Consider the following 23951-nt stretch of genomic DNA (forward strand, 5'->3'; position numbering starts at 1 on the left):
AAAAGACTTACCTTCAATCCAAATTCAAAAATTCAAATCTACCCCGTCTCAAAAGGTTTTCTCTGGCACGCTCTGCATTTGTTCGAATCTCGGCATCCTCTGAACTCAAGCCAGCCACAAGAATTGGCATAACCTCTTCGACAAGCATGAAGAGGTGTTTTTCTTGATCCAAGAAATCTGTAATCTTCGCAAAACACTCAACTACTAAAGCAGTATGATCTTGAAGAAGGCTGGATAAAGATTTAAATTCCATATAATTCCCTTCATCAGTTACTTTTACGACAGAAATGACCTTCGAGAAAGAGCGCAGGCGCCATTCCGGATCCAGACATTCTGCTTCCAGCCAAAAGGTGAACTCCTGAAGTTCTTGCGGCTCGGCTGCCTCTAAACGCCAATCAAAGTAGGCAACCGCACGGTCGGTCAGTTCCTTGTCCAAACGTTTGCCACTGTTGTTCAGTGAACGTCCAACATGGTCAAAAAGTTGCGCCCAGCGCTGTCGATCCTCATTGGTTTTATTGTAATAACGTTCCAACAAGCTATCCGCGCCGGTAAGCGGAAAAACTTCCCACATGTAATAGGTAAAAAGATGTTGGCCAAGCCTATCGACGACTTCTTTGCCTTCGTCGTTAGCAGCTGCCAATCGGTCAATATTCTCAAGGGCGAATTCGAAATCACTCCGTAAAATTTCATATGTCTTCTTAAACGGATTATTGTATAAAATGAAGTTTCCAAACGCATCACGCCAAACATCCCAATTTTCTTGAGGGAAAATCACCTGTTTTTGTTCAACAGACCAGTCATGACTAAGAAAGCACAATCTGCCAAAGTGCAATCCCAGCAGCGCTCTTTCGGGTCGTCTTAACGGGCAGTCAGCATCTTCGGCAATTCGGTTGGAAAGTATGGCCGTCAATTCAATAACAGGATCTTCGGGCAGTTGGCGCCGAACCCAGAATCCAAAATTAATGAGAGATTCAAGCGCCCTGCTGCGAGTATTATTAATGGCCTCGGTAATTGGATCATCCCGGTTGAGCAGTACGGGTCGGTCTTGATCAAGCCTCCAGTCAAACTGACTACACACTAGCCGAAGCAATTTAGCGAGACCATCTCTTGCTGAGATAGGTGCTTCCGTATCCTTGTTTACACATGCGTCGATGAAATCAACCACGGCCCGGCGTGAGCTTCCCCAGTCTGGATGATCACGTGATTCGTCCTGCGGCTCAGGTTGACCATCCTTTCGCATTGAGTCTGGATGTGACAAAACCCATGTACAAAATTTCAACCATCTGTCTAGGTTGTCAAAATTCTTTTCCTTGATGAGTTCAAGCATGGCCTTGAGCATTGCGGCGACATAGATTGGCCGTTCAATTTTTTCACAGTTCGTCAACCAATAGGTCAGACGTGCTTCATCTCGCGAAATTTTTTCTTTGAAGAAAGTTTGAAAAACGCCTGCAAGTGCTGAGAAATTAGTCTCTACCAACCAATTGTCCTGGTCATGATGCTTATCATCCCATTCATTCAAATAGCTCAGGATCTCCTCATCAGAGAAGCTTTCAAAGTCTTCGATGGACTTTGGACTGCGATAACTGACGGTGCCACAGGTCACCTTCTCATAACGCGAGTAACTTTCATCGCTAATGGCTTTCCCGCCTTCTTGGCTTTCCAGTTCATCATAATAATGTCGCACCTCTCCGCTTAATAAACTAGCAAAAGGTCGAAGCTGCATGCGATGAAAATGGCGTTGACGCCGCCGAAATGCTTCTTCGCTGTAGCTCTCACCCATCCATTCACGAAAATCCTCTTTCGAAGGTCCGCTGAGAATGGCATCAAAAATATCCTTTTGTTCGTCCGCGCTGAGCAAACGATGCCCAAAGTGTTCACTGGCCTTACGGATCATCAATTGGAATTCGTAATGATAGTTCGAGTTGGGATAGTCATCGTGACCGAGGATTTGCTCGCGTATCCAGGGGAGGGTTTGATCATTCGGATGTGATGCGTAAAGATGCTGTCGAAGACGCTTGAAAATCTTCCAACGATGATTTCGCAATGCCTGATCCAATGCATCTATGGATGCAGGGGTATTGTCATAGACCTGTTCGCATGCATAGGTCAGCGTCTGCACTAGGAGTTCTTTCACATCCTGATGTTCGCGATCCGGCCTATCCAACTTCCGGCACCAGATTTCCGAATAGTCCTGGCCATCGCCTTTTTCAAAATCTTCCGGGTGTATTCCTAACCGAATCATGCTTGCCACCGCGTCAATGAGGACGCGGGAAACCTGATAGGGTTCATGCTCGCCTAAGGGGCGAACACCCTTCGTTAGGATTTGCTGATATTGCCAATGATCGAAACGCGGGATCGGTTCTAACGAAGTACTCCAAGCTTCTGGATTTTCTTTGCGCAGTGACCGCTTTTCCTGTTCACGGGGATCTTTTCGAAATTCAACAATCTTTAGTAATAAGGCGGGTGTAAATTCGAAAAGATGCGCATCAAAAATAAATGGCTTTTTCAGCAAACTAATAATGAGTTCGTGGCCCCATCGGCAGTTTTCAATAAAGGCCGTGATAAATCGAGAGAAACGCAAAATCGCTTCGGCCGAATCGGCTTTTAACACGATCTTCAAGATACCTTCCAAGACTCGAAAATTATTCGTAATTGGAAGAGATGAAACTATGTCCATCACCTCTGCAGAGGCGGTATCAACAATGCGAATCAAATATTCTAGGGGAGGCCACGATGGGACAACATAACGCCCATCGGAGGTCTGTTCTGCATCGGGGGGATTAAGAAAATACCCTCTTTCCGAAAGATGCTTTAACCAAACAGCATCGCCAGCGTTTTGGAAAAAGTACTCGTGATTGGTCCCTCTGCTCTCCAGCAACTGCAGAACTCGCTCAATTTCAATTGGAGTCACCTGGTTCCCGCGAGCAAGTATGGCTTTAAGTTCCGTCAGATCTTCCGTGGCGATGGGTTTCATAGGATCAACGTCACCGAGCAGTTTTTCTTTTCCTGACAATTCCGGTTGAAATGCTGCGATGTACTTTTCCAGATCAGAAAAATGCCAAATATAGCGCCGTCTATTTGCGCATGCTTGACTAAAATCACCATCGGAACTGATAACCGCTATATTTGCATGGTGTTGTTTGTGATATTGATCGAGCACACTCATAATAAATGCGTCTGGAAATTCTTTCTGCTTACCATTCTTATCTGAAAACGGTGGACGGACTTCAAAATACCAGTCAACGACATCCTCGAGGTTGCCGACAATCGGCAAGTTCTCAACCACAAAATGTTCTTTGAAGGAGGCCCATTGCCGGACCATCTCCTCAATGCATTTCGTTTTCAGCTCCTCTGGAGGAAGAAGCTCAGCAAGAGCTAAGTTGTTAACAGGATATGTCTTATGAGCGTTTATCACTGCATTGGAGGCCTTTTCAGCTTCCTTGGCAAAATGGCGGAGTAACTCTCGCTCCATAATCTTCGGTACGAGCAGACGAAGACCGCCTTTGGCAAATGTGGCGGTGAAGGCTTTGAAAGCCTTTGTGTCAAACCGGAGCCCTTGCCTTTTGAAGAACTCCGTATCGATATAGAGAGAGGTCGGAATATGTCTCATTTTCAACCACTCTTGAGCTTGGATCCTTCAATGGATCCGGTGGGAAATGGATAGTCCAAAACAAAGTTCATCACCGCCTCACTCCGCCAGCCTAGCCAACGCCTCGGAGACAATCCGTCCCTGCCGTTCAATGTTCGCGATGATCTCCTGTTGCGTGCGGTCGTCCACTCTGATCACGGCGTTCGGATTAACCGCCGTCAGGTCAAACACGGCGGCGCTGTGCACGGCCTTGGTCTCCAGATCCTTGACGGCCTTTTCCTTCTCACGGATTTGTTCATACAATGATATATCAGGCAGTTCCCGCCTGGCCCCTGAACCGATTGCGACCATTTCGAGGATATCCTCGAAATGGTCTTCAGGAACTCGACCGCTGTTCAGACAGGCCTGACGCGCCCGCTCAATCACGGGCAAAAAATGACGATATTCCGAATACTCAAGGATCCTGGCCAACTGACGGGCCAGCCAGAATTCATTGCCGTCCTCGTCAAAATGACGCAGGCCGTCAAAGGTGGCGTGGTGTTGTTCGGTGATGCGTTTTTCTGTCACAGGTGTTTTCTCGGGATATTATTGTAAGGCTCGGGTCAGGATTTTTTGGGGCAGGAGGTTGAGTTCCCGCAACTGCGCCTCCGCCGCCTGGCGAGCCTTCCCCACCTCGACCAGCTGGGCCTTTAGGCGGGCGGCGATTTGGCCTTGTTTTTCGATGGGGATTTACGGAATTTTGAAATTACCAATAACCTCGGCTATCAATCATTGAACGGGACAAAAAAAACAACCACTAAAGTACATTACCCGTCATAGAATGCGCAAGCCCTTATTCAGCAAGGATTTCCATCACCACCTAAACACCCATAGACGTTGCCGGAGGTACGTATGAAAATATGTAGTCTTCTGAGTTGAAAACGAAACAAGAAAACCCGTCAAAGACGCTGTGTCCTTGACGGGTTTGTTGCTGCAGCTGGTGGGCCAACAAGGAATCGAACCTTGAACCTGCTGATTAAGAGTCAGATGCTCTACCAATTGAGCTATTGGCCCAGCTTGTTGAATCGGAATATGCAAATCATGTCAAAGCATTAGCCCTAAAACCTGCTTTGCGCCGACAACGAAAAGGCTTCTACGGTTTTCCAGGTTACCCGTCAAGGGGAAAATTAGTGAATGGTGAATTGTGATTGGTAATTGGAGAAGAAAGAAAGAGATTTCTAACACAACATTTCGAAATTAAAGGCAATTTCACAATACTCTGGACTGTTCGGACCCGAAGACCACCCTGAGCGGCCGCCACCCCGCCTTTGTCCATTCACAATTCACCATCCACAATTCACCAACAATCAAAGCAGATACTTTACGCCCTCGCAGCCCGCCAGGGCGGCGCCGAGGCTGTCGAGGATTTCACGGCTTTCGATGTGCATGCGTACGGTATAGGTCACGTAGGAACCGTTGCGGGAGACGTTGCTGGCGCGGGGAGTTTCGGTGAAGCCATGATTTTTCATGACATCGAGGATGGCGGCGAAGGCCTCGTCGCTGCGCACGGCTATGATTTTGTACTCCCAGTGCAGGGGAAACTCGAGTTCCGGCTTATTCATGGGGGCTCCTTGTTGACGGATGTGTGCGGTACAGCTAGTCCAAGGACCAGCGTCCGTGACGGACTCCATGGCCCAAGCTTTTTCGGACAGTCAATACCAAATTTCCACATGGCGAGGTGCGGATGGAATCCATCCGGGAAATATATCGAATTGGCGCAGGTCCTTCCAGCAGCCACACCATGGGCCCCAAGCTCGCCGCCGAGCAATTTCGGGCCCGCGTCAAGGGGGCGGCCTCCTTTCAGGTAGTCTTGTACGAGAGCCTTGCCGCCACCGGCAAGGGGCATCTCACCGACAAGGCCATCCGGGAAGCCCTGGCTCCCTTCCCCGTCGAAATTCTCTGGGCACAGGACCGGCAGCAGCCCGAACATCCCAACGCCATGGACTTCGCGGCCCTGGACGAAAACGGCCGGGTCCTGGACAGCTGGACTGTTTTCAGCATCGGCGGCGGCGCCCTGCGCGACAGGGGCTCGACCTTCGCCACGCCCCAGATCTATCCGTTGCAGAGTCTCACGGAAATCATGGAGCTTTGCGGCGAGGAAGGCATCACCTACTGGGAATTCGTGGCCCGTCACGAAGGCGAGGACATCTGGAACTTCCTTGAAGAGATCCGGGCCGCCATGAAAAGCTGCGTGGAACGGGGCCTGACCACCGAGGGCGTGCTGCCCGGCGGCCTGGGACTGGCCCGCAAGGCCAGCTCGTACCACCAGAAGACCCTGCTTGGCGGAGCCGAGATGCGCCGGACCGGACTTCTGGCCGCGTATGCCCTTGCGGTGTCCGAAGAAAACGCCTCCGGAGGGACCGTCGTCACCGCGCCGACCTGCGGCGCGAGCGGCGTCTTGCCCTCCGTGCTGCGCTACCTGAAGGAAAACATGAAGGCCAGACCCAGATCCATCCTGCAGGCGCTGGCCACGGCCGGACTGATCGGACTGATCATCAAGAACAACGCGTCCATCTCAGGAGCCGAGGTCGGCTGTCAGGGCGAAGTCGGTTCGGCCTGCGCCATGGCCGCCGCGGCCGCGGCCCAGCTCATGGGCGGCACCATCCGCCAGATCGAATATGCCGCCGAGATGGGACTTGAGCATCACCTGGGCCTGACCTGCGACCCCGTCGGAGGGCTGGTCCAGATACCCTGCATAGAACGCAACGCCATGGCCGCCTCCAAGGCGATCAGCATCGCGCACATGGCGCTTTTATCGGACGGCTCGCACTGCATCCCCTTTGACGAAGTGGTGCGAGTCATGAAAGAAACAGGACACGACCTGCCAAGCCTCTACCGGGAAACATCCCACGGGGGCCTGGCCAAAGCATATGGCGAACGCAAGGAAAAACGAGGATCCGCATGAAGAGAGATGAAGAAGATTTCGAAGAGCTGCCTACCACCAGGGAATCAGAAGAACCGACCAGCCGTGGCAAGGAACTCAAACTCTTCACGATGTGCCTGAAGAAATTCATAAAGAAGATCTTTCAGCACATGGTCGCGACCCGTTTCGCTTCCTGGAAGGAACTGGCCATCCACGACCAGGACGGCCTGGCCTACCCCATATACAACTACGTCATCGACGCGTCCGACCCCCGGTTGCGTCAGACCTACGCCGATTACGGCCTTGAAATCGACGGCGGAACGCTCCTGGCCGACCTGTCGGTGTCTGCCATCCTGGAAGAGGAAGGGGCCATCGGGCTTGAGTTCTATCTCTACGAGACCACGTCCATCGTGCCCTATGTGTGCGACGATTTCGAAGCCGTGGAAAACGAGCGGCCGGACATGTCCCATTTCCGCAGGATCAACCACGCCGACTTCGAAACCCTCTATGACGAACTCAAGAAGAACAACATCTTCGAGGACATCTATTACGAGCTGAACAAGTCCATCCTGCTCATCGAGCTTTCCGAACGCGAAGCCCTGGCCCAGATGAAAAAGGACAGCCTGCGCATCATCTCCGGCATCTTTGCCCGCGCCAAGTCCATCTCGAACCTGAACACCATCACCAACACCGACATCAAGGAATTCAAGCTGGATTTCGAAATCGAGGGACGCAAATTTTCTCTCGTGGTGCTGAACGGCCACGACGCGGACAATCTGCCGGTCTATTCTTCCGTGCTGACCATGCCTGAGTACAAATCCGTGGCGCAGTACGTGGATCTGGACACTCTCTATGAAAAATTTCTGAAGGTGCTGCGTGCCAAAAACATCGCCGACCCCGAGGCGGTCCTTCTTGAAGCGCTCAAGCCCCATGATCGCACCGCACAAAGCGCGACACAGGCAATGCCCACTCCATGAACCGACTGCAAGCGGCGCGGCGACTCCTTGACCACCATCGCCAAACCACTATAGGTTGTTTTCATGACTTTTTTCCCATGCGTGGACTAGAAACACCCGCGCCTCAAATTGCAACCCGGGAGCTTCGTATGCGCCATAACAAAACATTGCTCATTCTTTGCCTCTTCCTGATCGCAAGCACAGGCCTGCTCACCTCCTGCGCCTCCAGCCGTTCGGCCCAGGTGTATTCCCGTGACCAGGCCATGCAGGAAATGCGGGTCAATTACGGGACCGTGCAATCTGTACGCGCAGTGCAGCTCGAAGGCACCAAGAGCGGAATCGGCGCGGTGGGCGGTGGCGTGACCGGCGGCGTGCTCGGCAGCATGGTCGGCGGCGGCCGGGGCCAGGTGCTCGGCGCGGTAGTCGGTGCCCTGGGCGGTGCGGCCGTAGGCGCCATGGCCGAAGAGGGCGTGACCAGAAAGAACGCGCTTGAAATCACGGTGGAACTGGATACCGGCGAGATCGTGAGCGTGGTTCAGGAAGCCGACCTGGAATTCTATGCCGGTGAAAGGGTGCGCGTGCTGCGCGCCAACGACGGCTCGTCCAGGGTCCAGAAGTAACTTTCCCGAACGCTTTTGGCAGACTGCTCAATAATACAAAATTCACAGGCCGTTCAAAAATGGTAAGATGCAAGGAAGCGAAAAAATCCAGGGCGCGCAGTGTATTAAGCTGATGCGCGGTCTGGTTTTTTTCGCTGACGCAGCTGATTGCCGTTTTTGAGCGGCCTGTCAGGAGATGAAGATGGAGCTCTCGCTCGTACCCATCAAGAATCCGCACGCCCTCAATCTGATCCTGGGGATGTCCCACTTCATCAAGACCGTGGAAGACGTGCATGAAGCCATGGTCAACACCGTGCCCGGGGCAAAGTTTGGACTGGCCTTCTGCGAAGCCTCGGATGTCTGCCTGATCCGGACCACGGGCACGGACCCCGAACTGATCGAACTGGCCACGGAAAACGCCAAGGCGCTCTCCGCAGGGCACAGCTTCATCCTGTTCATGCGCGACATGTTCCCGGTCAACGTGGTCAACACCATACAGAACGTCCCCGAAGTGGTGCGCCTCTTTTGCGCCACGGCCAACCCGGTCCAGGTCATCGTGGCCCAGACGGACCAGGGCCGGGGCATCCTCGGCGTGGTCGACGGATTTGCTTCCAAGGGAGTCGAGACCGAGGAAGACAAGGAGAAGCGCACGAAATTCCTGCGTATGATCGGCTACAAGTTCTGACATGTCGGCGGCCCAGCCCAAACGCGCCAAAACCGTTCTGGTGGTGGACGACGATCCGTTCATCCGCGCCACCACCGGAGCGAGCCTGCGCTCCCGGAGTTTCAAAATCCTGGAGGCGGGCAACGGTCAGGAAGGCCTGGACATGTTTCAGGCCCACGGACCCGATCTGCTCATCGTCGACCTGAAGATGCCGGTCATGAGCGGCCTGGAGCTTTTGGCCAGGCTGTCCGGCGAAACCCCGCGCACCCCGGTGCTGGTGGTTTCCGGCGAGGGCGGCCTGGACGAAGCGGTGGAGGCCCTGCGCCTTGGGGCCTGGGACTATCTGGTCAAACCCATCGTCTCGCCCACGGTCCTGCTGCATGCCGTGGACAAGGCCCTGGAACGGGCGGCCCTGATCCGCGAAAACGAGGATTACAGGCTCAACCTCGAACGCCAGGTCCAGCAGCGCACCCTGGAGCTGCAAAAGGCCAACCGCGAACTTGAGCAGCAGTTCATAAAGCAGCAGAAGCTGGGCATCATCGGCACCCTGGCCGGAGGCATGGCCCACGACTTCAACAACATCCTCTCCTCCATAGTATTCTCCACGGAACTCATCCGCGGCTCCGTCGGGGCGTGCGAGACCCCGGACCCGGAAGACCTGGAGCGCATCCTGCGCGTCTGCCAGCGCGGCACCTCGCTCATCCGCAGCGTGCTGCATTTCACCGGCAAGATGCACGAGGAATTCACCCATTTTTCCGTGCGCGACACCATTCTTGAAACGCTGGACATCATCCGGGGCACCACGAATTCGCGCATCGAGGTCAAGACCCGGGTGGACCATCATCTGGGCACGCTTTTCGGCGACCCTGTCCATATGCAGCAGATTCTCATGAATCTGACCAACAACGCAATCCATGCCCTCGCGGACACGGAAGAGCCGTGCATCGAAATCTCGGCCGTCGGGTACGACGAGCCGCAGACGGACATCATGATCACCGATCCCGAGAGCATGCTCGTGGTCATCAGCGTGAGCGACAACGGGCCCGGCGTACCGGAAGAGGATCTGCCCAAACTGTGCGAGCCTTTCTTCACCACCAAGCCCAGGGACGAAGGGACCGGGCTTGGACTCTTTGTCACCCAGAAGATCGTGAAGACGCTACGCGGCAAACTGCTCTTCTCCCGGAACCAGTCAGGCGGCACCACTGCGCGGGTCTGCCTGCCCGCCAACCGGGGGCGGATTCCGGACTGCGTCGAATGCCTGACCATCCCGGACATCCGGGGCAATGCCGAGCGCATCCTGGTCATCGAATCACACCCCGAGGTACGCGCCTCCATCAGCTCCTGCCTGACCAGACTCGGCTATCAGGTCCGCCAGGCCGAAACTCTGGCGCAGGGCTGCGGCATCGTGCAGGAGGAGCCCCTGGGTTTTGACCTCATCCTGACCGACGACGGCCCCCCAAACAGCCTCGACGACCTCTGCGCGACCGTACGGCAGCTCAACCCGGCCATCCGCATCATGCTGGTCACGGCCTCGCCCTTGGGCAGCATCGCCTGCTCGCACCATGCCGTCTGCCGGATCCTTCCCAAGCCGGTGAACATGATCGCGCTCGGCCAGGCCATGCACCACTGCCTGACCGAGTGCCACTGCAAAATTTGAAAAACGCATTGCCTCACGCTCCATCCGTCCTTATCTGACCTGCCACAAGCAAAGGAGAATCATCATGGAAAGCGTCGACATCCTCATCATAGGCCAAGGTCCCGCCGGTCTCTCGTCCGCCATCTACACGGCACGGGCAGGCATGCGCACCCTGATTCTGGGTTGCGCCCCCAAGGTGGCCGGCGATTATGAAATAGACAATTACTTCGGCTTCACCGAAACCATAACCGGAAAGGAATTGATCGAACGGGGCAAGGCCCAGGCCGCAAAATTCGGGGCCGACATCCGCTGCGACCGCGTGCTCGGCATCCATCAGGATGACGCGGGCGCTTTCGTGGCCAAGACCGAGGACAAGCAAATCAAAGCCGCGTCCATCATCCTGGCCACCGGCGTGTCCCGCATCAGGCCCGGCATCTCCAACCTGGCCGACTATGAAGGCAAGGGCGTGTCCTACTGCGTGAGCTGCGACGGCTTCTTCATGCGCGGCAAGCCGGTCATGGTCGTCGGAGAGGGAAACTTCGCCGCCAACCAGGCCCTGGAACTCCTGCAATACACCCCGGACGTGAAAGTCTGCTCACAGGGCAAGGAGCTGTCCATCAGCGAGGAATTCCTCTACCGCCTGGAAGAAAGCAATATTCCCGTGCTTGAAGGCAAGATCGCCACCCTGGCCGGGGATAACGGACTTGAAAAGGTTCACCTTGAATCCGGCGAGCAGATCGACGCCCAGGGCCTCTTCGTAGCCATGGGACAGGCCTCCTCCAGCGACTTCGCCTACAGCCTGGGCCTCGTACGCAACGGTCAGTTCATCGAAACGGACCGGGATCAGCGAACCAACGTCCCCGGCATCTTCGCGGCCGGAGACTGCGTGGGCCGCTTCCTGCAGATCAGCGTGGCCGTGGGCGAAGGCGCCCTGGCCGGACGCGCGGCCATCAGCCACGTCAAGGAGAGACGCCGCACACTTCTTGACAAAGAAGCGAAGTAGGACTTAACAACCGTTGCTCCTCACGAGAGGGCCAATAGCTCAGTTGGTAGAGCCCCCGGCTCATAACCGGATGGTCCCAGGTTCGACCCCTGGTTGGCCCACCATTCAAATAAAAACAGCCCGGATTTCCGGGCTTTTTTATTTCTGTGGCGGGCTCGAGCAGTCCCCGCAGTCAGTGTGAACACGTTACCCTCAAAGTCTCCGTAAGGACCAAAAAAAACGCACATCCCTGCGCTGTCATACGCTTTAAAATAATTGACTTTTTTTAAAAGAAACATCAAAAGTTCCTGTCAAAAATTGTCATATCTCGCTTTCAGATATTTTGCGATTACAATAATAAAGGATGCACCGCGGAGCTAATTATTCATATTATTTTTATTTTTTTCTGAAGAGTAGCCGTCATTGTAACCATCTATGACGGCATCGGTCTTTCTTTCAATCTTGGCCTGCGCCTTGCCAACAGACCGGCCTACCCATTCGCATCCAGATGCAAGTAGACATGTACACAGTAAGATAAAAACAAAAATGCGAACCATAATTCCTCCATATAAAAATATTTTTTGAAAATTTATCCTTATGGCCATAATCCCTAAATTTTTCCATGTATGCAAGTACTTATTTTTTAAGCATACAAAATAAATTGTACTCATAAAATCTCAAAATTTTATCATTATTACGTAAAAATTAATTATATAAAGTCTATTAAAAATACGAAAGAACTCCACCTCACAGCGCTAAAAATAATAGTTATAACTACAGTTAATCGAGTTATAACCTATATTGATTTTTTTCAATATTCTGTATTCGTCGTCGTTATCGAACAAAAAAAAATATAAAATCAATTGTATATACATATGCGAATAATTAAAAACAATCCTATAACATTCTGGTTTTACATTTTTATCCTTGCAATTTCTTCCTGCGCCGCAAACAGACGCATACTAACTATTGATCCAAATATAAATATCTCGTCATAGTCTCTGAATAAATGCTTCCTCGTCGTTTCAAGTGAGCAAAAATCTTGAACCCATGGCCGAAATAGACTCAGCATGGAAAGAAACAATAGATCGTATTCTCCAAAGCTACAAAAAAGCACAGAAATTGAACTTGAATTTTTAACTGTGCATAAATAGCTCCAACTTTTTTCATTTTTTTTAAGGGCTAGTCGTGAATCCTCAAGGAATATCTCTTGTCACAGGTGCCAGCAAAGGAATTGGCGAAGCTGTCGCTATCCGTCTTGCCGAAGCAGGGTTTGACATTTGGCTTAACTATCTAAGTGATCATGAAAACGCTCGTCGAATACAAGGTCAAATTGAAGAATTAGGAAAAAAATGCACACTTGTCCCATTTGATGTTTGTGATTTTAAAGAATGTCAAAAAACACTTGCGCCGCTTCTAGAGAAAGACACGCCGTTTTCAATTGTAAACAACGCTGGAATCACAAAAGATTCTCTTCTGATATGGATGGAAGAAAACGACTGGAACAAAGTTATCAACGTACATTTGTCCGGTTTTTTCAATATCACACGCACAGTACTTCCCTTCATGCTTAGAAAAAGAAAAGGGCGCATCATAAATATTTCATCCACATCTGGAGAAACTGGAGTTGCAGGGCAAGTAAATTACTCTGCTGCGAAGTCCGGACTCATTGGCGCAACACGCTCACTTGCTGTAGAAGTTGCAAAACGAAACATTCTCGTCAATGCTGTCTCCCCGGGATTCATTGATACTGACATGCTTAAGGAACTCCCAATTGAAGAAATATCCAAGAATATTCCATTAGGCCGCATTGGTACCGCTCAAGAGGTCGCAGAAGTTGTTACCTTTCTTTGTTCTCCAGGATCTTCCTACATAACGGGACAAGTAATCTCCGTTAACGGTGGAATTTACACTTAATTTTTTTTACTTTTATAAAAATGAATAAAGTTGCAATTACTGGGATTGGAATTATCTCTACATTGGGAATCAATACTGAAACAGTTTCCAATGCTCTTTATCAGGGAAAATCTGGAATTTTTTTAGATCCTGAACGATCATCACTAGGTTTCTCTTCACCGCTTACTGGATCTATCAAAGGGTTTAACGCAAAATATTTACTTAATCGCAAGCAATTAAAAACCATGCCAGATTTTGCTGTTTGGGCATATGCTGCGGTGATGGAGGCCATTGGGCTTTCGGGCCTGGATCCCGTCGACCTTAAAAACGAGAGAACCGGCATTATTTTTGGTTGCGATTCAAGCTGTATCGCAGCGCTTGAGCAGGTTGAACTTCTTCAAAAACGTGGCGAAACAGCCCTCATTGGAAGTGGTCTTGTCTTCAGATCAATGACGTCCTGTATTACCATGAACTTGAACACACTCCTTGGAACCAAAGGAGCGTGCTGGACCCTGAGCGCGGCATGCTCCAGTTCCGGCCATGCCATTGGCCAAGCAGCGGATCTGATCGCTCTTGGCCGTCAAGACCGAGTGATTTGTGGCGGAGCGCAGGAGATCAACTGGCAATCCATCTGCAGCTTTGATGGTCTGGGCGCTTTCTCCACTCGCGTCACGACGCCCGAATCTGCCAGCAGGCCCTTTGACCGTAATCGCGACGGACTTGTTCCCAGCGGAGGCGCCGCGGCCATTCTTCTGGAAAATTGGGACATGGCTGTCGCGCGTGGCGCCAATATCCTTGGAGAGCTGGCCGGCTATGGCTTTTCCTCCGATGGCAGCAATCTCTCTGTTCCAAGTGCAGACGGCTTGGCCCGATCTATGAACGGCGCACTGACAGCTGCGAGTGTGACCCCTGGCGACGTCGATTACATTTGCGCGCACGCGACTTCCACTCCTGCGGGAGATGGCGTCGAAGCGAAAAATATCGCTACTGTTTTTAAAGATTATCGCCCCATAACAACCTCGACAAAATCCATGACCGGTCATGAACTCTGGATGTCCGGAGCATCACAGGTTGTTTATTCGACGCTCATGGCCAGGGATGGCTACATCGCGCCGAACATCAATTTCGAGGAGCCAGATGAAGCCACTTCAAAGCTCAACATCGCAACTGAAACGATTCATCGCCCTCCCCGCATGGTCCTCTGCAACGCGGCTGGATTCGGAGGAACTAACTCTTCACTCATCCTGCGTTACACGTAATGCGACAAGACTTTGTAATCATCGGCTCCGGCATTTCTGGCATGACGGCAGCACTGCTTCTCGCGCGTCAAGGGTACAAAGTCACCCTGGTAGAAAAATTTCAATCTGCATCTCCAACAGTGCGTGGCTTTTCTAGACAAGGTGTTTATTTCGACACTGGACTGCATTATACTGGAAGCTTCGCACCAGGTGAAATCCTGGACGTATATTTCAAATATCTTGGCCTCAAGGGTATTGTGCGTGCGCCTTTCGATCCTCATTGTTTCGACAGATTGCGGTATCCCAAACAGAAGGTGGAATTCCAACTCCCTGTCGGCTACGAACAGATTCAAGTAAGACTTTGCGAAAATTTCCCTCGGGAAGCAAAGGCGATTCGTACTTACCTTGCTGATGTTCGCAAAAATTTCGAACATTCACCATTCCTGAATCTGGAGCACAAAGTTTCGGTTGATACTCTTGAAAGCCCCGTCACGCTGGAAACCTATCTTAACGAATTGACCAATGACAGGCTCCTTAAATCAGTACTTGGCATACACGCCCTGCTTTACGGCGTACCTCCGCAGGAAATTGCCTTTTCGGACCATGCAAAAATCGCGGGCTCCTATTACCAATCAGTTCACGGCATCGTCGGTGGTGGCCTGAGCGTAGTACGAGCTTTTGAAGCCGCCCTTGAAGATTCAAAAATTGAAGTCCGTTACGGGAATGGCGCGAAACAGGTGCAACTGACTCCTGCGGGAAAAATATGCGGGTTAATTCTTGATGACAATGAAATCATCGAAACAGATCAAATTCTAAGCACAATTCATCCCGCCAAACTCCTCGAACTCGTTCCGGATGGTGCATTTCGCCCGACCTTCAGCCGCCGCCTTCGCGAACTTGTCGACACCCCTTCTGCCTATATGCTTTTCGGAATTTCCGAAAAACCTCTGCCAATACTTGAGCGAAGCAATCTTTTTGTATGCCCGGAAACAGATGTCGACAATTTTTTCCAACCAAACCGCCTACCTGAGCAGGGCCCGTGGTACCTGGCGTCCACCAAGCAAGACAGTGAAAAACGCGGCGTTGTCGTTATAGCCCCCGGCTCAATACAAGACGTGGCCGCCTGGAAATCATCAAAACTCGGAAAACGCTCCTTTGAGTACCGCGCACACAAACAAAAGCGCCTTGATCATATGCGAACCGCTCTGCTTAAACACGTTCCTGAACTTGAATCTGTTCGTTTTGTCGAAGGGGCGACTCCACTTACGCTTCGAGACTACATGAACACGCCCACCGGCAGCCTGTATGGAATTCGCCACACTGTGAATCAATTCAATCCTGCTCCCGCCACAAGAATTCCGGGCCTCTTGCTCGCAGGACAATCCATTGTCGCCCCTGGCCTTCTTGGGGCAGTGATCTCCGCATTTCTCACCTGCGGATTTATCATCGGTCACAACAAACTTCGCAAGGAATTGAGAGCATGCAACTGAGACGGGTTGTGATCACGGGCGTGGGTGCGGTCTCCCCCTTCGGACAAGGTGCCGAGCGACTCTTCCAAGCTCTGGTGAATGGAGAAAGTGCCATCCGATACATTGCTGACCTGGAAAAAGTTCAAGGACTCGGTCCGCACGTGGCTGGCCTGGTTCAAGGCATAGACATCAAGGATATCCCACGCAAAATTCGACGCACCATGTCACCCATGTCGGTGTATGCATTGCTCGCCTCGCAGGAGGCCCTGGATCAAGCCCACGTTGACCAAGATCTCCGCACCGGAGGACGATTGGGGATCGCTCTGGGCTCCACTGTAGGAAGCGTGGACGTCATGGAAGATTTTTTTGAAGACTTTTTGAAAAACAGAAGCATCGAAGGCATCAAGTCCATGCTGTTTTTCAAGATCATGGGGCATTCCTGCGCGACAAACGTTGCGCAGACCCTCGGCATCGCTGGGCGCACGCTTGCACCCTCTGCCGCCTGCGCTACTGGTTGTCAGGCAGTGGGTCTGGCTTATGAAGCCATTGCCTTGGGCAAACAAGACCTCATGCTTTGCGGAGGCGCTGACGAATTCCATCCATTAACAGCCGCAACCTTCGACATCATCCAGGCAGCTTCAACACAATACAACGACCGACCGCAATGCACGCCAAGACCATTTGACCGAGATCGCGACGGCATTGTGTGCTCCGAAGGCGCTGGACTCCTCCTGCTGGAATCCTTGGATTCCGCTCAAACTCGCGGGGCGAATATTCTGGCTGAAATTTCAGGATTTGCATCCACTTCCGACACGTCAAGCATTGCCAATCCCGACCCCGAACCCGTTCGGCTTTGCATGGAACTGGCGCTTGCGGAAGCAGGGCTGAACGCTGCCGAAATCGACTACGTCAACGCCCATGCCACAGGCACAGTGCAGGGAGACGAAGCCGAGAGTCGTGCCATCGGAGATCTTTTTGGAGCACACACGCCCGTTTCAAGCCTGAAGGGTCACATGGGTCACGCCATGGCCGCCAGTGGCGCGCTTGAACTCATCGCCTGCGTAAAAATGTTGCGCACCGGCCAAATCATCCCGACCCGCAATCTTGACAACCCTGCCGTGGAATGTTCTGCCGTCGCACTGCCACGCCAGATAGAAAACAAGGTGTTACAAACAATTATAAAAAACAACTTTGCACTGGGCGGAGTAAATTGCGCTATCGTGCTAAGGAGATTTTTCGAATGACGAATGATGAAATCATTGAGCGTACCAATGCCGCAATCGCAGAAGAATTCGAATTGGACATGAACGACTTGGTACCCTCGGCCTCATTCAAGGACGATTTGGGACTCGACAGTCTGGATGCCGTCGACATGGTCATTGTTTTGGAGCAAGAGTTCGGAATTAAAATAGGGAAGGATCCCAAAATATTGAAGATCAGACAACTTTGCGATTTGCATTCCTATGTGATCGACAAAAAAAATGCATTTTTAAACTGAGTAAATATGGCTACATCACAAAATCCATATACGCTAAGATCTATTTTAAGAAATATTGGATTTTATTGTGGCTTTCTAATATTAAATTTATTCATTTTTATAATTTCTCCATTCTTATATTTAATCCTTCGAACAGCAAAAAAACATAGTCAAGGCCAAGCTGTTCGTCGCATAATATGGATTTATGGGAGAATGTGGGTAATACTAACATCTTTATTTGTAGAAATAAAAATAGATACAAAAAAAGCAGCAGATTATCCAAAGCCAAGCATTATTCTTGTCAATCATCAATCTTTTTTTGATGCTTTTTGCATGGGCGCTCTTCCGATTTACGATATAATTTTTTTAGTCCGAGAATGGCCATTTCGAATTCCATTTTATGGCCACTACATGCGACAAGCTAAATATATCAACAGTGAAAATATGTCCTGTGAAGAATTTGTTTGCGAAGCCAAAGAAAAGCTAAACCGGGGAATATCGATAATAATCTTCCCCGAAGGAACTCGCAGTAAAAATGGACAACTGGGCCGATTCTATTCCGGAGCCTTCAAACTGGCCACGGAATCTAAACACCCCATAGTGCCTGTTTGTATCGATGGCTCTGGAAAGTTCCTGCCCAAAGGAAAATTTCTAATAACAGCAAACCCGATCTCAATTAGAACGCTACCTACCATTGACCCAAACGAATTTAAGAAATTTGGCCAAAGAGCTCACATAGAACTAAGGAAAAATGTCAAAAAAATGTTCTTAAAAGATCTTGAGCAGTCTTTTTTGCATTATGACCCTATTTTACAAGTACAAACCTGTAGCCCGAGGGAAACACAATGAAAAAGAATTCAGCCTTCCTGCGCATCTTGAGCCTTATGCTTGTGGCAATTGCCATGCTGTTGATTTCGGGATGCCGCACAGTTCCCGTTCGCAATATTGAAAACGCTCCCATCGTAACAACAAGCCAAGCCCATCCCGATATGCAAAAAATCGGTGATGCCATAATCAAAGCTGGAACAAGCCTCGGCTGGAAAATGTCCCAAAAAGAGCCCGGACAGATCATAGGCAAACTCTATGTTCGCACTCACAGAGCTGAGGTCAAAATTATTTATAACCACAAAAATTACAATATTCTTTACGAGAACAGCAGCAATCTTAAGTATAATCCAGAAAAATCAACAATTCACAGACAATACAACAACTGGGTTAAAAATCTCGAATTAGCAATACAACGCGAGATGGTAACAATTCAATAGATATACCCCATCTACGATTTTAAATTTAATATTGAAATTTTTAAAGGACAATATCTATAATGACTCGATTAAGATGGGGTGTTTCTTTCAGCCAAGAAGAAATAGAAAATTGCAAGAAAAAAAATGGATTGCTCTCCATGGAGCTTGAGCTTTCAAGAGAGTGCAATCTTCGCTGTATTTATTGCTATGCAGAATCAGGAAATCCCATTGCTGACGAGCTTTCATACGAAGAAATTCTCTCTGCCATAGACCAGGCGGTGGAACTTGGGGCTCAAAAAATAGTCGTTCTTGGCGGTGGAGAGCCACTCTGCTACCCTGGAATATTTGACGTACTAAATTATATACATGCCAAAAGCGTTGAAATAGAGCTATTTACAAACGGGATGCTCATCACCAAAGATGCTGCGCAGACATTTATACGCCTAGGTGTCAAACCAGTAATCAAAATGAACAGCTTTCGCCCTGAAATACAAGACATTCTGGCAGGCCAAAAGGGAGCATTCACGGCAATACGCAACGGGCTTACGCTGCTCATGGAGGCCGGATATCCCACCAGGGACTTGGCCCTCGGCGCACAAACCGTGATCTGTCGGCACAATCTGGAAGAACTGCCTGCGATGTGGATCTGGCTTAGGGAACACGGAATAATCCCATATTTCGAGATGCTGACGCTGCAAGGCAGAGCCAGGCGACATCCCGATCTTGAACTGAACCCCGAAGAACTTCAGCGCATCTTTGAAACACTTGCCGACATCGACGCCCAAAGGTTTGGTAATTTTTGGGAACCGCATCCCTCCGTGGCCGCCTTTTGCTGTGACAGGCACGAATACTCATGCACTGTGAGCGTAACCGGAGATATCTACCCCTGTCCGGGAGTGGACATTCCCGCAGGAAACATCCGTCAAGCCCCGCTCTCGGACATTCTGCGCACAAGTCCGCTCATTCATGATTTGCGCAACATCCGCAGCAACATCAAAGGCATGTGCGCCCAGTGCGATCTGAAGGCGCAGTGCTATGGCTGCCGGGGAATGGCTTACCAGGCCACCGGAGACTACCTCGCCGCCGACCCTCTATGTTGGCGCAATAAAACGTACCATGCCTAGGGAGAACAGATCATGAACACCTTATCCCTCCCTGCGAAAGCGGATCTTTTTCTTCCGCATGATTTCCCGATGGTCTTTATCGACCGCCTGCTGGAAGCGGATGGTGAACGCGGGCTGTGCGAACTTCTACTTACTTCCGCACATATTTTTGTGGATGCCCAAGGGCGCATGGACCGGGCGTGTTATGTGGAAATCGCAGCCCAGAGTTTTGCCGCTGTGAAGGGCTGGAAACTCGCCTGCCAAGGAGCACTTTTCTCCAGTGGCTTTCTGGTTGGAGTTCAGGCTTTCGAATGTCTGGACGATGCAAGAACAGGTGACCTGCTGCAGATCGAAACCATCGAACTCGGTGGCTTCGACGGATATACAGTGGTGCGTGCCACGATCAACCGTGGCGGCGAGACTATCGCCGGGGGCAAGATCAAACTTTATGTGCCTGCGTCCGAAATTCAGAATCCGGGAGCAGATGCATAATGGGCCGCTGCCGCACCCTTGCTTTTCATTTCATCCTGACCATCGGCCTCGGCATCATTTTTTCCGCCCATGCCTTGGCCGAAATCCGGGACATTGACGCTGTCCTCCAAAAACTTCGAACACAGGCGACTGCCGTCGAAAGTATTTCCAGCGAGTTTTCGCAGGAAAATCGCCTCTCGGTTTTCGAAGAAACCATTGTTTCAAGCGGTCGCTTTCTTTTCCGTAAACCTGACAGTCTCCGCTGGGAATATCTGAGTCCCATTACGGAAGGCTTTGCCCTGCAAGGAAATCAAGGGGTACGCTGGACGGAAACGACCAGGATGTCTTTTTCCTTGCGCAACGACCCGCTCATGAATGTTGTCGCCAGGCAATTGTTGGCCTGGGCCACCTTTGATCTTGCCTGGCTTTCCGCTGAATACGACATCACGTTGGAGGCGGATTCTCCTGTTTTACTAAAACTTGTTCCCAAGAGTTCTGACACCGCACAAGTGCTAAAACATCTTCTCATCGAGTTTTCCTTGTCGTCAAATACAGTCCAAAGAGTGGAGCTTCACGATCAAAGCGGTGATCTCACGCGTATTCTTTTTAAAAATCCACAAGTGAACACCCCTCTCGACGACGGAATGTTCAGGTAAGGCGGCATGTTTCACCTGTTTGGCCGCGCCTATGCTTTTCTCGCTCCCCGACGGGGTTTTTTGCTGGTACTCTGCGCACTTGCCTGTTTCGCCTGCTCTCTCTTTGTTTCAAGGCTGGTTGTCCGTGAAGATATCAGCACCATGCTTCCGGACGACTCCGGCCGAATTGCGTCCGACTTTGCCCTGTTGCGTTTGGCGCCATTTGCCCAGCGACTGACCATTACAGTCAGTCATGCCGGCGCAAATCCCACCCAGGCCGCCGAAGCCCTGGCAACCGCCTTGCGCCGGGAAAGCGTTTTCACTCGCGTACTGACCGGTCCGCCGAGCAACATTTCCCTGACGTTTCTCACCAAGCTGTTACCCTTGGCTCCGGCCCTGCTGACCGAACAGGACACAAAAACACTCTACGCATTGACCGACCCGGAGCATGTGCAAACCGCACTGGAGCAAAACAGACGCGACCTGCTTTCACCTGGCGCAGTAGCCCTGAAAAAGGTCATCCGCCAAGATCCCCTGGGAATACGGAAGATTGTTCTGCCCAAACTGGCAGCGCCGTCGCGCCTGGCCGATGTAAGGATTGAAAACGGTCATTTCGTAAGCCGTGACGGCAATCACGCCTTGATCTTGGTTGACACGGACATCCCGATGACCGACTCGCTCGGCGCGGCCAAGGTCATGAGCAGCTATGAAAAAGCGGTCGCAGCACTGCCCGAAGGCGCGCAGGCCATGCTTGTCGGCGGGCATCGCCACACGCATGTCAACGCGCAGGCCATCAAGGATGATCTGGCAATCATTCTGCCTTCCGCCTTCATCCTGCTGGCCCTGATTTTCCTGCTTTTCATGCGTAACCGACAAAGCCTTTACGTTTTCCTGGTTCCGGTCTGCGTGGTCGGTGTCGCCGGGACAGCCACCGCTCTTGTCTACGGCTCCATTTCCGGCATTGTCCTTGGATTTGGTGCCGTGCTCCTGGGTATTTCCGTAGACTACGCCCTGCACGTCTACTTTGCGTTGCAGAATTCAAGCGCCGATGAAAATCATAACCCTGCGCATACGCTTACACAAATATCTCCTGCCATTACCTTTGGCGCCTTGACCTCATGCACCGCCCTCGCCGCCCTTCTCGTGTCGGACATCCCAGGCATCCGCCAGCTGGCCGTTTTTTCCCTTTTCGGCATCATTGCGTCCTTTTTCATGTCGCTGCTCATCCTGCCACACTTCATCACCGCGAAGACAGGCAGAGGAACCTCCACCATTCCGCACAACACTCGTAAATCTTTTGGCGCAGCGCCTCTCATAACGCTTTGGATCGCCGTCCTGAGTGCCGGAATCTGGTTCGGCCAGCACACACGCATAAACGGCGACCTGCGGGCAATGAGCTTTACTCCCACAGAGATCCAGGCGGAAGAAGATGCCACCAGAACAATCTGGGGAAGCATGCGTGATCTCGCCCTGATCTTTGTTCGCGCTCGGACATTCGACGACGCTCTCGAAAAAAACGACCGCGTTTGGAGTTTTCTGCAGACTCATAATGCCACAAGTCCAATAATCAGCCTGGCCCCACTCCTTCCCGCCATGCAGACACAACTGCAAAACATTTCGCGCTGGAAAGCCTTTTGGCAGGTCAACGGACAATCAGCTTTTACCCGTCTGGAAACCGAGCAAAAGGCCTTGGGATTTTCCCGTTCCGCATTCAGCCCGTTTGCCGAATTCATCAGTGCCTCGCCCGAAACTATTTCAAGCGAGTCACTGCATGAACTAGGTATCCAGGAATTTGTGGACGTGCTGGCCATGCGCGATGGCGATGACTTCCTTGTCCTCACCCTGCTTCCGGACACAATGAAAAATGCCGCTTTGCTAAGCGATTACACCGAGCGGGAGCTAGGAGCCCAATTTGTTTCCGGATCCCGGTTCCGGGAACTGCTTGGGGGCGCAATGCGCATTGATGTCTTGCGCTTCAGTGGCTCGGCCCTGGCCGGAGTGGTGCTGCTCAATGCGATACTCTTTCGCAACCCGCGCAAAACACTGCTCGCCCTTTTGCCCATAGGCATGGGCGTGACCACGGTGCTCGCGGTCATGTACAGCTTCGGACAAGCCTTGAACCTCTTCCACATCGTCTCTCTCCCGCTCATCATCGGTCTTGGCGCTGACTACGGAATATTCATGGTTTGCCGCTCGGAACAATCCGCGCATCATCAGACAGCACGCGCCGTGCTCTTTTCCGGATTGACCACGCTGTGCGGGTTTGGGGTGCTCGTGCTGGCTCGACACCCGGCCTTGCACTCCATCGGCATAACAGTCTTGACCGGAGTGGGCACGGCAATGATCACGGCCCTTTGGATAGTACCCGCATTGAACGGAGACCGGCGATGAAATGGCTCGTAACCGCTGTGCTTCTGGTCAACCTGGGGTGTGCGGGCATGGCAAATCAGCAGCCTCGATCGGAACTGCCGAACCCGCATCTGGCCGCTACTCTGTCGCAATACCGAGGTCCCGCTCGAAACGGACTGCTGCTGCGACATTCAGTGCGACTGCGAATCCCTGGGCGCAGTCTGGACCAGACTTTCAGCGGAATCATGCGGTTTGATCATAACGGACAATCGGTACGGCTTGTGGGCATGGCCGGTTTTGGAATGAAGATTTTTGATCTGAGCATCAGTCAGGAAACCGTTGAAACACATTTCATTTCACCGGGTTTAAATCGCATCAACAATTTATCGGAGCATATCGCCTTCTGCGTGCGGCGGATCTGGCTGGCTCCCCAGCCAGAAATTGGCAACGGGTTCCGCCGGATTGAAGACACCGCTTACATGTACGGAATCCACGACGGCCAACACGTTGAGCACGAGTATCTGAAAGAAACACTCACGGCGACCCGATCCCTTGGTCCAGACGAATACTGGGAAATTCATTATTCGGAACGCATGGCCGACACACAGGAACCGTCTCGTATCATCTTCAAAGACAGCCACGGGCGCTATTCACTCGATGTGCGCCTCATCGAACAAAGGATGACATCATCATGAGCAGACTCCTTCAAGAGGTTCGGTCCTGTGCAACTCGCCCCGCCCA

General features: G+C 51.6%; 22 protein-coding genes and 2 tRNA genes. 19 read left to right on the top strand and 5 right to left on the bottom strand.

The features are described 5' to 3' along the window. Positions 1-13: 13 nt before the first annotated feature. The 4 genes from BMZ24_RS11965 to BMZ24_RS11980 all read right to left on the bottom strand — a co-directional run bounded on the left by BMZ24_RS11965 (position 14) and on the right by BMZ24_RS11980 (position 5190). Positions 14-3610, bottom strand: a complete 3597-nt coding sequence (locus BMZ24_RS11965; protein ID WP_092192581.1) for a PIN domain-containing protein — start codon at positions 3608-3610, stop codon at positions 14-16. Between the two features lie 78 nt (positions 3611-3688). Continuing rightward, entirely contained in the window at positions 3689-4156 is a 468-nt protein-coding gene (locus BMZ24_RS19995; protein ID WP_208599845.1) for a hypothetical protein, read from the bottom strand. Positions 4157-4566: 410 nt separating this feature from the next. After that, positions 4567-4642: transfer RNA gene (locus tag BMZ24_RS11975), tRNA-Lys, on the bottom strand. 293 nt (positions 4643-4935) lie between these two features. Then, positions 4936-5190 carry an HP0495 family protein gene (locus tag BMZ24_RS11980; protein WP_161949142.1) on the bottom strand — a complete coding sequence of 85 codons (255 nt, stop codon included), beginning with the start codon at positions 5188-5190 and terminating at the stop codon, positions 4936-4938. A gap of 122 nt (positions 5191-5312) precedes the next feature. On the opposite strand from BMZ24_RS11980, the gene BMZ24_RS11985 reads away from it, so the two are divergent. The 7 genes from BMZ24_RS11985 to BMZ24_RS12015 all read left to right on the top strand — a co-directional run bounded on the left by BMZ24_RS11985 (position 5313) and on the right by BMZ24_RS12015 (position 11453). After that, on the top strand, positions 5313-6533 hold the full coding sequence (locus tag BMZ24_RS11985) for an L-serine ammonia-lyase (protein ID WP_092192585.1): 1221 nt from the start codon (positions 5313-5315) through the stop codon (positions 6531-6533). Further along, the gene (locus BMZ24_RS11990) at positions 6530-7468 is read left to right on the top strand and encodes a hypothetical protein (RefSeq protein ID WP_092192587.1); all 939 of its coding nucleotides are present in this window, start codon (positions 6530-6532) and stop codon (positions 7466-7468) included. Before BMZ24_RS11985 ends, BMZ24_RS11990 begins: the two co-directional genes overlap by 4 nt. Before the next feature lie 128 nt (positions 7469-7596). Further along, entirely contained in the window at positions 7597-8067 is a 471-nt protein-coding gene (locus tag BMZ24_RS11995; protein ID WP_092192589.1) for an outer membrane lipoprotein, read from the top strand. 181 nt (positions 8068-8248) lie between these two features. Further along, a complete protein-coding gene (locus BMZ24_RS12000; protein WP_092192591.1) occupies positions 8249-8731 on the top strand; it encodes an adenosine-specific kinase in 483 nt (160 codons plus the stop codon). 1 nt (position 8732) lies between these two features. After that, positions 8733-10367: a response regulator gene (locus BMZ24_RS12005; RefSeq protein WP_092192593.1), complete on the top strand. Its 1635-nt coding sequence runs from the start codon at positions 8733-8735 to the stop codon at positions 10365-10367. Between the two features lie 64 nt (positions 10368-10431). Next, positions 10432-11349 (top strand): NAD(P)/FAD-dependent oxidoreductase, encoded by a 918-nt coding sequence (locus BMZ24_RS12010; protein ID WP_092192595.1) that lies wholly within the window; start codon positions 10432-10434, stop codon positions 11347-11349. A 28-nt stretch (positions 11350-11377) separates the two neighbouring features. Further along, a tRNA-Ile gene (locus BMZ24_RS12015) sits at positions 11378-11453 on the top strand. 252 nt (positions 11454-11705) lie between these two features. Here BMZ24_RS12015 and BMZ24_RS19490 read toward each other — a convergent pair. Continuing rightward, positions 11706-11999 carry a hypothetical protein gene (locus BMZ24_RS19490; RefSeq protein ID WP_143077898.1) on the bottom strand — a complete coding sequence of 98 codons (294 nt, stop codon included), beginning with the start codon at positions 11997-11999 and terminating at the stop codon, positions 11706-11708. Positions 12000-12516: 517 nt separating this feature from the next. Between BMZ24_RS19490 and fabG the strand changes: the two genes are divergently transcribed. The 12 genes from fabG to BMZ24_RS12075 are packed head-to-tail and all read left to right on the top strand — an operon-like array spanning position 12517 to position 23905. Then, positions 12517-13245 carry a 3-oxoacyl-ACP reductase FabG gene (gene fabG / locus BMZ24_RS12020; protein WP_092192597.1) on the top strand — a complete coding sequence of 243 codons (729 nt, stop codon included), beginning with the start codon at positions 12517-12519 and terminating at the stop codon, positions 13243-13245. Positions 13246-13265: 20 nt separating this feature from the next. Then, positions 13266-14483 carry a beta-ketoacyl-[acyl-carrier-protein] synthase family protein gene (locus BMZ24_RS12025; RefSeq protein ID WP_092192599.1) on the top strand — a complete coding sequence of 406 codons (1218 nt, stop codon included), beginning with the start codon at positions 13266-13268 and terminating at the stop codon, positions 14481-14483. Then, entirely contained in the window at positions 14483-15952 is a 1470-nt protein-coding gene (locus BMZ24_RS12030) for a phytoene desaturase family protein (protein ID WP_092192601.1), read from the top strand. The genes BMZ24_RS12025 and BMZ24_RS12030 overlap by 1 nt, the downstream gene beginning before the upstream one ends. Then, positions 15943-17175 (top strand): beta-ketoacyl-[acyl-carrier-protein] synthase family protein, encoded by a 1233-nt coding sequence (locus BMZ24_RS12035; RefSeq protein ID WP_092192603.1) that lies wholly within the window; start codon positions 15943-15945, stop codon positions 17173-17175. Before BMZ24_RS12030 ends, BMZ24_RS12035 begins: the two co-directional genes overlap by 10 nt. Then, positions 17172-17429, top strand: a complete 258-nt coding sequence (locus tag BMZ24_RS12040) for an acyl carrier protein (RefSeq protein WP_092192606.1) — start codon at positions 17172-17174, stop codon at positions 17427-17429. Before BMZ24_RS12035 ends, BMZ24_RS12040 begins: the two co-directional genes overlap by 4 nt. Before the next feature lie 6 nt (positions 17430-17435). Further along, positions 17436-18257, top strand: a complete 822-nt coding sequence (locus BMZ24_RS12045) for a lysophospholipid acyltransferase family protein (RefSeq protein WP_092192608.1) — start codon at positions 17436-17438, stop codon at positions 18255-18257. Further along, positions 18254-18673 carry a hypothetical protein gene (locus tag BMZ24_RS12050; protein ID WP_092192610.1) on the top strand — a complete coding sequence of 140 codons (420 nt, stop codon included), beginning with the start codon at positions 18254-18256 and terminating at the stop codon, positions 18671-18673. The genes BMZ24_RS12045 and BMZ24_RS12050 overlap by 4 nt, the downstream gene beginning before the upstream one ends. Positions 18674-18732: 59 nt before the next feature. Beyond that, positions 18733-19776, top strand: a complete 1044-nt coding sequence (locus tag BMZ24_RS12055; protein ID WP_092192612.1) for a radical SAM/SPASM domain-containing protein — start codon at positions 18733-18735, stop codon at positions 19774-19776. Between the two features lie 12 nt (positions 19777-19788). Beyond that, on the top strand, positions 19789-20247 hold the full coding sequence (locus BMZ24_RS12060; RefSeq protein WP_092192614.1) for a hotdog family protein: 459 nt from the start codon (positions 19789-19791) through the stop codon (positions 20245-20247). Next, on the top strand, positions 20247-20882 hold the full coding sequence (locus BMZ24_RS12065; protein ID WP_092192616.1) for a LolA family protein: 636 nt from the start codon (positions 20247-20249) through the stop codon (positions 20880-20882). The genes BMZ24_RS12060 and BMZ24_RS12065 overlap by 1 nt, the downstream gene beginning before the upstream one ends. A 6-nt stretch (positions 20883-20888) precedes the next feature. Next, positions 20889-23252 carry an MMPL family transporter gene (locus tag BMZ24_RS12070; RefSeq protein WP_092192618.1) on the top strand — a complete coding sequence of 788 codons (2364 nt, stop codon included), beginning with the start codon at positions 20889-20891 and terminating at the stop codon, positions 23250-23252. Further along, positions 23249-23905, top strand: coding sequence for a DUF3261 domain-containing protein (locus tag BMZ24_RS12075; RefSeq protein ID WP_092192620.1), 657 nt, complete (start codon positions 23249-23251; stop codon positions 23903-23905). The genes BMZ24_RS12070 and BMZ24_RS12075 overlap by 4 nt, the downstream gene beginning before the upstream one ends. Positions 23906-23951 lie beyond the last annotated feature (46 nt).

This window comes from Desulfomicrobium norvegicum, from assembly GCF_900114595.1.
Taxonomy (GTDB): domain Bacteria; phylum Desulfobacterota; class Desulfovibrionia; order Desulfovibrionales; family Desulfomicrobiaceae; genus Desulfomicrobium; species Desulfomicrobium macestii.